This window comes from Enterococcus sp. DIV0840 (genome assembly GCF_050527835.1).
GTDB classification, from domain to species: domain Bacteria; phylum Bacillota; class Bacilli; order Lactobacillales; family Enterococcaceae; genus Enterococcus_L; species Enterococcus_L ureasiticus.
In genome coordinates, this window is record NZ_CP172876.1 from 1,057,308 (window position 1) to 1,070,631 (window position 13,324).

General features: G+C 34.5%; 13 protein-coding genes and 1 pseudogene. 11 read left to right on the forward strand and 3 right to left on the reverse strand.

Annotated features, from left to right (window positions below; translation table 11 throughout):
* Positions 1–78: 78 nt before the first annotated feature.
* On the reverse strand, positions 79–837 hold the full coding sequence (locus tag IGL98_RS05000; protein ID WP_206912649.1) for an exodeoxyribonuclease III: 759 nt from the start codon (positions 835–837) through the stop codon (positions 79–81).
* Between the two features lie 173 nt (positions 838–1,010).
* Here IGL98_RS05000 and IGL98_RS05005 point away from each other — a divergent pair, with 173 nt between their 5' ends.
* Together IGL98_RS05005 and murB are read left to right on the forward strand one after the other, a co-directional pair.
* The gene (locus IGL98_RS05005; protein ID WP_206912647.1) at positions 1,011–1,925 is read left to right on the forward strand and encodes a Gfo/Idh/MocA family protein; all 915 of its coding nucleotides are present in this window, start codon (positions 1,011–1,013) and stop codon (positions 1,923–1,925) included.
* 71 nt (positions 1,926–1,996) lie between these two features.
* Positions 1,997–2,899, forward strand: coding sequence for a UDP-N-acetylmuramate dehydrogenase (gene murB / locus IGL98_RS05010; RefSeq protein ID WP_206846746.1), 903 nt, complete (start codon positions 1,997–1,999; stop codon positions 2,897–2,899).
* Between the two features lie 53 nt (positions 2,900–2,952).
* Here murB and IGL98_RS05015 read toward each other — a convergent pair.
* Positions 2,953–3,198, reverse strand: a pseudogene (locus IGL98_RS05015) (transposase); the annotation flags it as partial.
* Positions 3,199–3,565: 367 nt separating this feature from the next.
* Here IGL98_RS05015 and IGL98_RS05020 point away from each other — a divergent pair.
* Positions 3,566–6,217 (forward strand): scabin-related ADP-ribosyltransferase, encoded by a 2,652-nt coding sequence (locus tag IGL98_RS05020; protein WP_206843764.1) that lies wholly within the window; start codon positions 3,566–3,568, stop codon positions 6,215–6,217.
* A gap of 278 nt (positions 6,218–6,495) precedes the next feature.
* On the opposite strand, the gene cbpA is transcribed toward IGL98_RS05020, so the two are convergent.
* The gene (gene cbpA / locus IGL98_RS05025; protein ID WP_206843762.1) at positions 6,496–7,140 is read right to left on the reverse strand and encodes a cyclic di-AMP binding protein CbpA; all 645 of its coding nucleotides are present in this window, start codon (positions 7,138–7,140) and stop codon (positions 6,496–6,498) included.
* Positions 7,141–7,288: 148 nt separating this feature from the next.
* On the opposite strand from cbpA, the gene rpmG reads away from it, so the two are divergent.
* The 8 genes from rpmG (at position 7,289) to IGL98_RS05065 (ending at position 13,309) form a co-directional block, all read left to right on the forward strand.
* Entirely contained in the window at positions 7,289–7,441 is a 153-nt protein-coding gene (gene rpmG / locus IGL98_RS05030; RefSeq protein WP_010760564.1) for a 50S ribosomal protein L33, read from the forward strand.
* 17 nt (positions 7,442–7,458) lie between these two features.
* Positions 7,459–7,629, forward strand: coding sequence for a preprotein translocase subunit SecE (gene secE, locus IGL98_RS05035; protein ID WP_206843760.1), 171 nt, complete (start codon positions 7,459–7,461; stop codon positions 7,627–7,629).
* A gap of 174 nt (positions 7,630–7,803) precedes the next feature.
* Positions 7,804–8,349, forward strand: coding sequence for a transcription termination/antitermination protein NusG (gene nusG, locus IGL98_RS05040; RefSeq protein ID WP_010760566.1), 546 nt, complete (start codon positions 7,804–7,806; stop codon positions 8,347–8,349).
* A gap of 88 nt (positions 8,350–8,437) precedes the next feature.
* Positions 8,438–9,298, forward strand: a complete 861-nt coding sequence (locus tag IGL98_RS05045) for an alpha/beta fold hydrolase (RefSeq protein WP_206843759.1) — start codon at positions 8,438–8,440, stop codon at positions 9,296–9,298.
* A 36-nt stretch (positions 9,299–9,334) separates the two neighbouring features.
* Complete coding sequence (locus IGL98_RS05050) at positions 9,335–10,351, forward strand: LacI family DNA-binding transcriptional regulator (protein ID WP_206843756.1); 1,017 nt, start codon at positions 9,335–9,337, stop codon at positions 10,349–10,351.
* A gap of 143 nt (positions 10,352–10,494) precedes the next feature.
* Positions 10,495–11,415, forward strand: coding sequence for a ribonucleoside hydrolase RihC (gene rihC, locus IGL98_RS05055; RefSeq protein WP_206843754.1), 921 nt, complete (start codon positions 10,495–10,497; stop codon positions 11,413–11,415).
* Between the two features lie 15 nt (positions 11,416–11,430).
* The gene (dcuC, locus tag IGL98_RS05060) at positions 11,431–12,804 is read left to right on the forward strand and encodes a C4-dicarboxylate transporter DcuC (RefSeq protein ID WP_206913349.1); all 1,374 of its coding nucleotides are present in this window, start codon (positions 11,431–11,433) and stop codon (positions 12,802–12,804) included.
* 37 nt (positions 12,805–12,841) lie between these two features.
* Entirely contained in the window at positions 12,842–13,309 is a 468-nt protein-coding gene (locus tag IGL98_RS05065; protein WP_206843752.1) for a GNAT family N-acetyltransferase, read from the forward strand.
* The last annotated feature ends 15 nt before the right edge of the window (positions 13,310–13,324 follow it).

Here is a 13,324-nt window from a genome sequence, read left to right on the forward strand (position 1 = left end):
AAAATAAGTGAGAGATAGTAAGGTTAATTTAAAAATATTAACAGAAACTAAATAAAAAACGAGAGAAGGAGCCTCTCGTTAAGCAATAGTCAAGTCAACCTCAACTGGACAGTGGTCACTTCCAGTAATGTCAGTATGGATCTTCGCACTAGTCAATGCTTCTTTCAACGCGTCAGAAACGACAAAATAATCGATTCTCCACCCAGCATTATTTTTCCGAGCATTAAAACGATAGCTCCACCAAGAATAAACGCCTTCTTGATCAGGATAGAAATAACGGTAAGTATCAATAAAACCACTATCTAATAATTCTGTGAACTTTCCACGTTCTTCAGGTGTAAACCCAGCATTTTTTTGATTAGTTTTCCAGTTTTTTAAATCGATATTTTGATGGGCAACATTTAAATCACCACAAAGAATCACTGGTTTTTCTTTACTTAATTCGTTTAAATAAGTACGAAACGCATCTTCCCATGTCATACGATAATCTAAACGCTTCAGCTCATTTTGTGAATTAGGTGTATAGCAAGTGATCATAAAGAAGTTAGGATATTCCAATGTAATCAGACGTCCTTCTTGATCATGTTCTTCAATATCCATACCGTAACGAACGCTTAAAGCTTCTTCTTTAGCAAAAATAGCAGTACCAGAATAACCTTTTTTCTCAGCATAATTCCAGTATTGGTGATAACCAGGCAACTCCAAATCAATTTGCCCTTCTTGTAATTTTGTTTCTTGTAAACAGAAAAAATCTGCATCTAATTCGTTAAACACTTCCATAAAGTTCTTTTTAACAACAGCACGCAGGCCGTTGACATTCCATGATATACATTTCATTTTATTCACCTCATTACTATTGTAACAAGAAAGTCAGTGATTTCAACTATGAAAGACTACACCGTATAAATAATTCTATTTTTTTACATCTAAATCAATTCCTGATATGCTAAACTTAAAGAAATAAGTATATTAACCAGCTTGTTCAGCTTTTAAAATCAAGGAGGACTTTCATGAAAATCGGAATCATCGGCTTAGGAAATATCGCGCAAAAAGCGTATCTACCTGTATACTCTCAATTAAGAGATCAAGCAACGTTTATTTTGTCTACCAGAAATGAACAAACTCGAAAAGAAATCAGTGAAAAATATGGATTCAACGAAATGGTTGCTTCTACAGAAGAGTTGATTGAAGCTGGAATATCGGCTTGTTTTGTCCACGCGGCAACTAAAGTTCATGGTCAACTAGTAAAACAACTATTAGAAGCTGGCACCCATGTTTTTGTCGACAAACCTTTAAGCGAAAACTTAGCAGAAGTCAAAGAAATCCAAATCTTAGCTGCAGAAAAAAATCTTCTTTTAATGGTGGGCTTTAATCGCCGTTTTGCGCCATTTGTTGAAGAATTAAAAGCAGTTGAAAATAAAAATATGTTGCTGATTCAAAAAAATCGTATAGCATCAGAATCCACGGCTAATTTTGTGATTTACGATTTGTTTTTACATGTAGCTGACACGCTTGTTTATCTACTTGATGACGAGATTGGACATGTCCAAACCAAAATAATCGAGGAAAATAATCAATTAAAAAGAGCGCTGCTCCATGTAGAAACAGAAACCACAACAGCAATTGCCTCAATGAATCTCTATGCAGGGGCAAATACTGAAACCTACCAACTGACAAGTCCACAAGGAACGTTAGTATTAGAAAATCTAACGGACTTAACCATCAAAAATCAGCTAGGAACGCAACAAAAAAACTTTGGCGACTGGTCAACGACGCTAGAAAAACGCGGATTCCAACAAATGGTAGAAGAATTCATCAAAGCAGTTCAAACAAATGACGGAACGCGGTTAAAACAAGAAAAAGTTTTTACGAGTCATGAGCTATGTGCCAAAATGTTACAGAAGCACCAAGAACATATTTTATAGACTCAGACTAGAAAGTTTCTCTTTGGCATGCTAGAATAAATAGGATGTTTGAAAGAAAGGAACGACTTTCGATGAATAAAATTGAAATGATGAATGAATTAACGGATATAACGTTACTATTTGATGAACCTTTGATGAACTTTACCTTTACAAAAACGGGTGGACCTGTAGATGTTTTAGCTTTTCCAAAATCAAAAGCTGAAGTGGCTACTCTGGTTGAATATTGCAAAAATCATGAAATTCCATGGCTTGTTTTAGGCAATGCCAGTAACTTGATTGTACGAGATGGCGGTATTCGCGGCATGGTGATCATGTTGGAAAATATGAAGCAAATTTCTGTTTCTGAAAAACAAATCATTGTTGAAGCAGGTGCAAAATTGATTGATACGACATATGTTGCGTTAGATCATGATTTGACTGGTTTTGAATTTGCTTGTGGGATTCCAGGGAGCATCGGCGGAGCTGTTTATATGAATGCTGGGGCTTACGGCGGAGAAATCAAAGATGTTTTCACCAGTGTTAATGTGCTGTTGGAAGACGGAACGATTCAAACATTTACAAATGAAGAGATGGATTTTTCTTATCGTCACAGTACGATTCAAGACATGCACTGTATTGTGTTAGAAGCGACTTTTTCTTTAGAAGAAGGAGAAAATAGCATAATCAAGAGTCAAATGGCAGAATTGACTGAACTTAGAGAATCCAAGCAACCATTAGAATATCCATCTTGCGGTAGCGTCTTTAAGCGCCCAGAAGGACATTTTACGGGTAAGTTGATTCAAGATGCTGGATTGCAAGGTCTGAAATGGGGCGGCGCTCAAATTTCAGAAAAACACGCTGGTTTTATCGTAAATATCGATCAGGCGACAGCGACAGACTATGTCGAATTGATTGCACATATCCAACAAGTGATCAAAGAAAAATTTGATGTTGTATTGGAGACTGAAGTCCGTATTATTGGTGAAGAGCGTTAAAAAAGGGTGGGTTATAATATTTTTTTAGGATTAATGTCCTGTTTTTTTGTCAACTAATGTTGGTGAAGAAAATCCAAAGAATTAAATCGATTAGTATGATTCCTAGATGAAATTTCCTCTAGGTTTTTTCTAGTTGCTTGAAAAAGAATAGCGCCAAAACATAAAGAAATTCTCAACTTGAAATTGTAAAAGTTACGAAACCCATAAGCGTTTCTCTTAAGCACCTTGATATGGTTGTTTGAATATTCCAGTGGTGCATTAGAATAAGGCAATTCTAGCGCATTTTTAATTTCATGTTGTATTAATTTAGTAGTATTAAGTTAAAACAAGATAGATTATTTTCATTCATTAGAATTGAAATGATAATTAAATAACGATTTTTTTGTTGGGCGGAAAAACATTATATTTATTTTTATAAATATATATATATATATATATTACTATAAAAAAGTGATTTTTAATATATAGATTGAGTCTTTATTTCCTTTTATTAAATAACGAATTTTTCTGTTTTTTCTGGTAATCTAATATTTAATATGATAATATTAATACGGAAATATTAATTAATTTTTATTAAAAAAACATAGAGGGGAAAAAGCAGTGAGGACTGTATAATAAAGTGATTGAAATGTAGTTTGAAATATTTTTGGGAGGAGAAATTGAAATATGAAATATATAAAAAAATCATTCAATAAAGTAATTCTAGTTTTTTTAGTAATGGGGATGCTATCTCAGAGTTTGACTTTGGTACCTATAAAAGTAGACGCAGATAATAATATTTCAAAGACTAATGGCGCCGAAGCAGCAGTCGTAACTGCAATAGCACAAACGGGAGTTAGATTTTTACACAATCTAATTAGGTCTACTTGGGCTTCTTATTTTAACAGTGGTGAACCTGTTTGGAGAAGCAATGAGAATGATATTGATAGAAGACAATTATTATTAAGGCATGATGCTCGTGGCCCAAACGATATTTTTACACAAGGATTTGCTCTACGAAATCAACATGAAAACTTTGTTAATTTACGATGGAATTTAGGTATATATGTTTCGGGAAGATATAGAAATCGGGACAATCCGTTTGTATCAACAACTAGACCAGAAGTTGATGAAAATGGTCAAATAGTTCGGCAATGGACACCCAATAGTTGGTACCAACAAGAGTATATTTACGAAATATTCGCACCAGGTGGGATTGATATAAACGCGTCACTAAATAATCAATCGCCATACCCTGAACAATTGGAAATTACTTTTCCTGGAGGAATACGTCCAGAATTTATTCGTTCAGTTCGGCAAACACGACGAATTGGTACGACTAACGAAAGAGAATTGGTTCGTATCTATACCAATCCTAATTTCAGAGGAGTGGATGGGCTTCCAGAAATTGTAGTTCCAGAAGGAATTGAGATAATACAGTGGAATCCAGAAAACACTACTAGAGAGAGCCTTGATGCTTCTAATGATAATATTCTTGAAGAAGTAGTCGATCCAATGAAGCGTCCAGGTAGTTTACAACGTGATCCTTTTAAAGATGATCCTAAAAATCCTAGAAGAATAGCAGATGGAATATACCAGATAAGTCCTAAGCTTGCTGAGCACAAAGTGATAGATGTTAATCCTCACGTATTTGATCAAGTAATAATTGACAAACAAGCAAAAGGAAATGATCAAAAATGGAGATTCGTATATCATGAGTCGAAAAAGGCCTATTCAATTCATGGTGTCGAACATTATGGTAATGAAATAAAAACACATTTAGAATGGTATAAAGTAGGATCACAATATGTAAATAGGAGTTCTGAACCTATAGATGATCGTGGATATTGGGTAGCTGAGCTTACAAGTGATAACTATTACATTTTTAGGAATTATGAATCACCTGACCAAGTTCTTGATCTAGCTTATTCAAATATTGAAGATGGAACACGGCTAACAGTTTATCAATATCGCAATACGGATAATCAAAAGTGGTTGCTAAAACCTGAATCTGAAAATTTGATTGCTGATGGAGAGTACCTAATTATGCCGAGTTCGGATAATACTAAAGTAGTATCTGGTGTTAGCATATCAAGTTCAGAGCCACTTTTAATTAGTTCAAATTATGGATATGAAAATTCAAAATGGAAGTTTATTTATGACGATAAAGAAAGAGCATATAAAATCCAGGATATAAGAAATGATGGGAAATATTTAACATGGCAGGAAAACTCTGATAATTATGCTGTGAAAAAATTATATTTAAATGGTATTTCTCCAGATATAAGTAGTTATTGGATACCCGAACGAGGAATTGATGGGAACTATATTTTGAGAAACAAAAAAGATTCAACTAAAGTTTTGTCTAATCCTAAGTCAAAACAAGAAGTGTTTGATGAAATAAAAGTAGAATCTAATGATGAAAAAAAATCTCAAAAATGGCACATAAAAAAAGTACAAAATAATCCTATAGCTGATGGAGAATATCAAATAAGTACGATTTTAGATTCCAATAAAGCGATAGATGTAGATAATAGCTCTGTTCCGTCTGTAGTAATAAATACGAAAAAAAATACAGAAAATCAAAAATGGAGACTCACTTATGATAATATAAGAAGAGCTTATACTATTCGAGATAGAAATGATGATATGAATAGTGAAAAATACAACTTGTTAATAATCAATGATAACGGAGATATTCAAAAAGAATTTTACGAATCAGATATACCACATCGAGCATATTGGAGAATAGAAGTAAATGAAGAGGGCAGATATTCTATTCGAAATTATATTATTCCTGGTAGGGGAATTGAAGTGCCAAATTCCAATATAAATAATGGAACTAAACTTAAAGGTAATCCTTATAATGAAGGCAATGCTCAAAAATGGCAATTCCAAAGTACCGACAAAGGGATAGTTGAGGATGGCGTTTATAATATTTCGAGTAAATTAAATTATAAAAAAGTAATTAAAGCAACGGTCCTTGATGCTGAGATAAGTAGCTATATTGGCCTGAAGACTCAAGGATGGAGATTCGAATATGATTCAGATAAAAAAGCATACAGAATATTTAACGACCAATATACTCGAGATGGTTTACGATATCAACATATAGACACAAAGATAGAGGTAATTAACTTAGATATATTAAATCCTGATGATTTAACTCCGTATTGGTTAATAGAATATGATGTAAAGCAAGGGGGATATTTGATAAGAAGTCTGTATGATCCGTATCAAGTAGTTGCTTTAAATAAGGGTGAGATAGTTGATAAAGCAAAAATTTATAGTTACGATGCCACATATGATGCAAATCAAATTTGGAACTTAAGTCAGTAAAAGTTTACTGTATATAGTCAAATAGTACACTAATTTTTTTTGAAAACTATATAAGGTTTCTTTTCAATTCGTGATTTATCAGTAAGAAAAAACGAAGCGAAGATAGTCATTGGAGTAGCTGTTAAAGTTTTCAATATGAAGGGGTTAGAGAAAGATATTTAAAAATTTGCGAAGTATAAAAACAAGTTTAATTTTGATTTATAGTTCAAAATTAAACTTGTTTTTTTTGAGAAAGTGTTATCATCCATGCATTGCTAAACATTAGTTGGAAAAATGTTCTATTCAGCAGTTGCTTGTAAATCTTCGATCTCAACGACTTTAAGATTCTTACGCTCTAAATTCTCAACAATCACTGCACACGTTTCTTCAGTTGTTTCTGCAGGTAAAGTGATCAAGGTACGGCGGATAAATTCATCCTCACCGATATCCAATGTAATACAGCTGGCGATACTGCTATGTTTCGCAATGATTTTCGTCATAGCGGCCAGATCTCCTTGTTTACCTGTCGTAGCAATTGTCAAAACATAACTACCACGCTGAATATTCCAAGATTGAGCAAGGATATTCAATAACGTGCTGTGTGTTAAGATTCCATAAAAATAGTTATTCTCATCCAGCACAGCAATGTAAGGTAATTCTTTGATCGTAAAGAAGACTTTAAAGAAAGACGTGTTTACAAAAATAAATTTTGTTGCATTTTTTAATAAATAAGTAACTGGTAAACTCATGTCTCCACCGTTTGCTTTATGGCGGTAGATGTGCATTTTATAGATATTTCCTCTAAAAATCTTTTCCGATTCATCTAAGATCGGTACACAACGATAACCTGAATCTTCAAGGATTTTCAAAGCCTCTTCCAAAGTGCAAGATTCATTGACTGTTGTAAGATTTTTCTTTTTGATAACAACGGATTTTAATAACATGTCTTGACCCCCCGTAGGTTAAATTCGTCTAACAAGCTAATGATAACATAATTTGAAAGAAAACCATAGTTTATTGAGTATCCATTGACATTTTACTAAAAGAATGATAATGTTATTGAGTAAATTTGTGAATAGAGGAGGTTGAACAATGGCAACAAAAAAATCAGCACTTGCTTGTTCAGATTGTGGCTCCAGAAACTATTCTAAAGCCGTCAGTGAAGGAAAACGTGGAGAACGGTTAGAAATCAAAAAATTCTGTAAATACTGTCAAAAATACACGTTACATAAAGAGACGAAATAGATTTAGGAGGAGTTCAAATGAAATTTTTACGTAGTGTTAAAGATGAGATGAAACAAGTTTCTTGGCCATCTAAAAAACAATTACGCAAAGACACGTTGGTTGTTATCGAAACATCAATCATTTTTGCAGCATTATTCTTCGTAATGGATACAGCGATCCAAACCGTTTTTGGTTGGATTCTTAAGTAATTCAAACTAGTATTTCATTGCAAACAGTGCTATAATAACAAGTGAGGAAAAACTTCGGGGAACTGAGGTTTTTTTATTTTCACATGAAAAAAAAGAAAATGAGTATCAAGGATTTACTTGCTACTCTTGATGTATTATTTTAACCAACTAATAAACTAAAGGGGCCAATCAAACATGGAATCATTTGAAAAAAATTGGTATGTATTGCATACATACTCAGGTTACGAAAACAAAGTAAAAGCAAACATTGAATCACGTGCACAAAGCATGGGCATGGGAGATTTCATTTTCCGTGTAGTCGTTCCAGAAGAAACAGAGACAGAAGTAAAAAACGGTAAGTCAAAAGAAATCGTTCATAAAACTTTCCCAGGTTATGTATTAGTAGAAATGACGATGACAGATGATTCTTGGTATGTAGTGCGTAATACACCGGGTGTTACTGGATTTGTCGGTTCACATGGTGCCGGAAGCAAGCCAGCGCCATTATTACAAGAAGAAATCAATCATATCTTGCGTTCAATTGGTATGAGCACGCGTCAATCAGATTTAGATGTTGCACTCGGCGATACAGTACGTATTATCGAAGGGGCATTTTCAGGTCTTGAAGGTGAAGTGACAGAAGTCGATGAAGAACGTCAAAAATTAAAAGTTAATATCGACATGTTTGGTCGTGAAACAAGTACAGAATTAGACTTTGAACAAGTAGATTCAATTCAATAGAAGTTGGAAGATGAGAGAGTGGAGCAAAACTAACCATAGTTTTGTCCTGCTCTCTTCTTACTATAGTGATGAGTGAAAAGGTGGTAATATGAAAAATAAGAAGTATTATTTATTAGCAACGTTCTGTGTTCTGTTATTCTTTGCTGGTTGTGCGAGTAAAAAAACATCCGAAAATCATCAAGTCACTAAGAATTCAGAGCCTAGTGAAACGACCTTAAAATCATCGATCCCCACACTATTCATTCATGGATACAGCGGCGGCAATAATTCTTTTGGTCGTATGATCAAACGGATGGAGAAAAAGGATCTTACTAAAAAAGAGCTAGTTTTGACGGTTAGTGTTGAGGGTGAAGTTCAGGCAAAAGGTAAGCTGACTGGTAAAGAAAATAACCCCAGTATCCAAGTTCTTTTCGAAGATAACAAAAACAATGAATGGAATCAAGCTGAGTGGATCAAGAATTGTTTGACTTACATTAAAGATAGTTATGGTGTAACACAAGTTGATTTAGTAGGTCATTCAATGGGTGGAGCGAGCTCCTTACGTTATCTCACAACATATGGTGATGACACAAGCCTTCCAAAAATCAACAAATTTGTTGGTATAGCAGCACCTTTTAATAATTTTGTAGAGTTATCAAACGCAGAGACAATCGATGACATCATCAATAACGGTCCTACTGTTCAAAGTGAGCGGTATACTGACTATGTTAGTGGGATCGAAAAAATTGCTAAAGACATGAGCGTTTTGATCATCGCAGGAGATGTAGAGGATGGCAGTTTAAGTGATGAAGCGGTTCCTGTTGCCGATGCACTAAGTGTTGTTTCATTGTTTAAAACACACGGTAATGAAGTACGAGAAAAAATCTTTTATGGAAAATCAGCACAGCATAGTCAGCTACACGAAAATGAAGAAGTAGATCAACTTGTGACAGACTTTTTATGGAAATAAACGATTCAAACAAGCGTATTGATAAAGGAGAGAGCCATGAAAATCAGAATGAAAGACATTGCAAAAATGGCCAATGTATCTGAAGCTGCGGTTTCTTTAGTTTTAAATGATAAACCTTCAAGAATCTCTGAAAAAAAGAAGCAAGAAATAAAAACGATCGCAAAAGAATTAAATTATGTTCCAAATATTGCCGCTCAAAGTCTAGCAAAGAAAGCTTCTCAAACCATCGGCGTCGTTATTCCAGATATTGAAAATCCATTTTTTTCAAAGCTTTGCAAACAATTAGAAGAACAATTTAGAGCATTAGGCTATTTAACGATTATTGTTAATTCCAATGACGATTTTACTGTAGAAAAAAATCTGATTCAAATGTTGTTGAATCGTGGTGTTGATGGACTGATCATTGCATTATCAAATGAGTCTTTTTCCTTCAAAGAAGAACAAGAACGTTTCTTGAAGGAGATCGATGCTCCCTTTGTTTTAGTTGATAGGCAGGTTTCATTTACTGGTGTTAATCAAGTCTATTTTGATAGCCAAGCTGGTGGCAAAATTTCTACAGAATATCTTTTGGAAAATGGGCATCAAAATATTGCCTTTATGACAGGGGATTTTAAAGTTCCAAGTACTCTCGATCGTATCAACGGCTATAAACAAGCTTTAGAAAGTTATGGTGTAAAAGTAAGAGAAGACTACATCATTGAAACCGGCTATCGTTTTAATGACGGTATGGAAAAAGCAAAGGAACTTTTTGCGCTTCCAGCGGCAACAGCTGTGCTCACATCCAATGATATGGTTGCTTTTGGTGTATTAAAACAAGCATTGAGTAGTGGAAAGTCGATTCCAGAAGATCTATCGATTATTGGGTATGACCGTTTAGAGATGGCGGATATTCTAGGGATTTCATTAGCCACAGTAGAGCAAAATAGTTCGGCTTTAACAGAGCAAGCTGTTATGTTATTGAAGAATATTCTTACCAAGCAGAAACAAAAAACAGAGTCGATTATTTTGAAACCCAAGTTATTTAAAGGTGAAAGTGTCAAAAAATTAAAATAGTTATTGACTAAGCAGAAATAAAACGCTATCATAATAAACAGATAGATTAAGCGGTTAATCTAAAAATACTTTTTTAATCATTGAAAAAGTATTTTTTTATACCATTTAGGTAATGCGCTTAACCTTAGAAGGAGGAAGGATTTATGCTAAAAGAAAAAAGACCGATCATCATCGACACAGACCCAGGAATTGACGACACAGTAGCTTTATCGATTGCCCTTAACCATCCGAAATTAGACGTTAAGTTATTAACAACTGTTGCAGGAAATGTAAACGCACACAAAACAACCGAGAACACATTGAAACTAGTGTCATTTTTTGATAAACAAGTACCTGTTGCTAAAGGTTGCGACAAACCTTTATTGATTCAGCTTGAAGATTCAGCAGACATTCATGGTGAAAGTGGGATGGACGGCTACGATTTTCCAGAAGCTATTGCAAAAGCGCTCGATGTTCACGCTGTTGAAGCAATGAAAGACTGTATCATTAAAAGTACAGAGCCGATCACCTTAGTTCCAATAGCAGCATTAACAAACATCGCATTACTTTTCAGTATGTATCCAGAAACAAAGCAAAACATTAAAGAAATCATCATGATGGGCGGTTCGTTAGCGAGAGGAAACACGAATACTAGTGCAGAATTCAACACATATGTCGATCCACATGCCGCACAAATCGTTTTCCAATCAGGCGTTCCAATTGTGATGTTTGGTTTGGATGTGACCAGTACAGCAGTATTGACTAAAAATGAAATAGAAAAAATCAAAGAATTCGGTGAAGTAGGTAATATGTTTTACTCCTTATTCCAACATTATCGTGGCGGTAGTTTACAGACTGGGTTAAAAATGCATGATGTGTGTGCCATTGCCTACTTAACTGACCCAGAATTATTCACAGTTCAAGAAACGTTTATTGAAATTGCTTTAGATGGACCAGCAGCAGGTGCTACAGTTGCTGATTTAAAAATGAAATATCATGATACGACGAATGCAGCTGTTTGTTTAGATATTGATATACCAGCGTTTCAACAATGGGTTGTTTTAAATTTAGAAAAAATAAATTAAAGAAGGAGTCATATTATGATTGAGTCATTGTTAGTGTTAGTTGTCTTAGCTCTGGTTGCTTATTTGATTATTAAAAATTATCATCCCGCTCTAAGTTTGATTAGTGGAGCATTGATTTTGTTACTGTTTGCGGTCTTGTTAGGCCATCCTCTTTATCCTGCGGGGGAAGGAACAGGTTTAGCCTTTTTCGATATCTTTTTGAAATTTAAAGATACAATCATCGCTCAAGTCAGTTCAGCGGGGATCGTGATCATGATTTTATTTGGTTACTCTGGGTATATGAATGTAATCGGTGCCAATCAGGTGGCTGTGAACATTCTAGTAAAACCATTGCAAAAAATTAAATCAAAAGCCTTGTTTGTACCTCTTGTTTTCTTAGTAGGAAATCTAATGTCTTTGGTAGTCCCAAGTGCTTCTAGTTTAGCAATTATTTTGATGGCGATCTTGTATCCAATGTTATCTAGTATGGGAATTTCTTCGCTAACGGCTGCTGGGGTAATCGCGATGACTGCAACGATCATGCCATCTCCACTTGGGGCAGATAATGTGATCGCCGCTCAAACATTAGGTTATGATCTTTTAACGTATGTTGCTTGGCATGCTAAAATTTCAATTCCGACATTATTGATTATGGCAGTGGCACACTATTTCTGGCAAAAATATTGTGATAAAAAAGAAGGCGATTCTGCATTTGTCGCGATTGACGATGCAGGTTTAACGAAACAAGAAGAATCAAATACACCGAAAATATATGCATTGTTACCGTTGTTACCATTAATTTTGATTTTGATTGTTGGGATTACAGGAATGTTCGTTAAGGGAATTCAAATGGATATTTTCGTCTTGACCTTTATTTCATTTTTTGTGGCAGTAGCATTTGAAACGATTCGACATAAATCATATAAAAAAATTCAAGACTCAGCAGCAGAAATGTTTAAAGGTATGGGTCAAGGTTTTAGTCAAGTCGTTATGTTGGTTGTTGGTGGTTCATTATTCACAACTGCTATCCAATCCTTAGGAATCATTGATAATATGATGTCCTCTATAGAAACTTCAGCTTCTGCTGGCCTTGTGACAACGCTGATTTTCAGTGGTGCAACTACACTTTTCGGAATATTAAGTGGCGGCGGTCTAGCAATGTTTTATGCGGTGATTGAATTGATTCCTGATATTGCAACAAAAGCTGATATCGATGGTATTCTGATTGCCTTACCTATGCAAATGATCGCAAACCTAGCAAGAACGATTTCACCAGTTGCAGCTGTTGTAATGATCGTAGCGTCAACAGTTGGTGTGAGTCCAGTTCGAGTTTTGAAACGGACAAGTGTCCCAACAATCATAGGGATTATTTGTGTGGTCGTATTATCTATTCTCCTGTTACCGTATTAATGAAGAATATAATCAGTATTTTCGGAGATGACTATAAATGGAAATAACCTTGGCTGAGCCAAAAGATTTCAACGTAATCAATCAGTTATTTGAAGCAGCAAAAAGCCAAATGATTCAAGATAATATACACCAATGGACAAAGGCCTATCCAAATGAACAAATCGTTCAAAATGATATTAGGGATCATTTGTTAGTTAAATTAGTGGATAATGATAAAATAGTTGCAGTTGCAACCTTGAATATTACACGGGAAAAGGAATATATAGTAAAACGGATTGCAACAGATCCAAATTATCTGTCAAATGGTTATGCTTCTATTTTACTGAATGATATAATAAATAGAGCAAAAGAAAAAAATGGAAAACATATTTATTCAAGTACAAATCACTCCAATCTCAAAATGCAGCATTTTTTTAAAAAGCACGGTTTTGAAAAGATTTCAGAGTATACTGAAATTGAAAGAGAGCATCTGGGTTCTTTCTATAAGTATTTGAAGAAAATATAAGTAAGGAGAGTCCGC

Bases quoted from the DNA above. Each gene is read 5' to 3' on its own strand.
- IGL98_RS05065 (WP_206843752.1), top strand. From the start codon at position 12,842: ATGGAAATAACCTTGGCTGAGCCAAAAGATTTCAACGTAATCAATCAG.
- IGL98_RS05050 (WP_206843756.1), top strand. From the start codon at position 9,335: ATGAAAATCAGAATGAAAGACATTGCAAAAATGGCCAATGTATCTGAA.
- dcuC (WP_206913349.1), top strand. From the start codon at position 11,431: ATGATTGAGTCATTGTTAGTGTTAGTTGTCTTAGCTCTGGTTGCTTAT.
- secE (WP_206843760.1), top strand. From the start codon at position 7,459: ATGAAATTTTTACGTAGTGTTAAAGATGAGATGAAACAAGTTTCTTGG.
- IGL98_RS05005 (WP_206912647.1), top strand. From the start codon at position 1,011: ATGAAAATCGGAATCATCGGCTTAGGAAATATCGCGCAAAAAGCGTAT.
- IGL98_RS05045 (WP_206843759.1), top strand. From the start codon at position 8,438: ATGAAAAATAAGAAGTATTATTTATTAGCAACGTTCTGTGTTCTGTTA.
- cbpA (WP_206843762.1), bottom strand. From the start codon at position 7,140: ATGTTATTAAAATCCGTTGTTATCAAAAAGAAAAATCTTACAACAGTC.
- IGL98_RS05000 (WP_206912649.1), bottom strand. From the start codon at position 837: ATGAAATGTATATCATGGAATGTCAACGGCCTGCGTGCTGTTGTTAAA.
- rpmG (WP_010760564.1), top strand. From the start codon at position 7,289: ATGGCAACAAAAAAATCAGCACTTGCTTGTTCAGATTGTGGCTCCAGA.
- IGL98_RS05020 (WP_206843764.1), top strand. From the start codon at position 3,566: ATGAAATATATAAAAAAATCATTCAATAAAGTAATTCTAGTTTTTTTA.
- murB (WP_206846746.1), top strand. From the start codon at position 1,997: ATGAATAAAATTGAAATGATGAATGAATTAACGGATATAACGTTACTA.
- rihC (WP_206843754.1), top strand. From the start codon at position 10,495: ATGCTAAAAGAAAAAAGACCGATCATCATCGACACAGACCCAGGAATT.
- nusG (WP_010760566.1), top strand. From the start codon at position 7,804: ATGGAATCATTTGAAAAAAATTGGTATGTATTGCATACATACTCAGGT.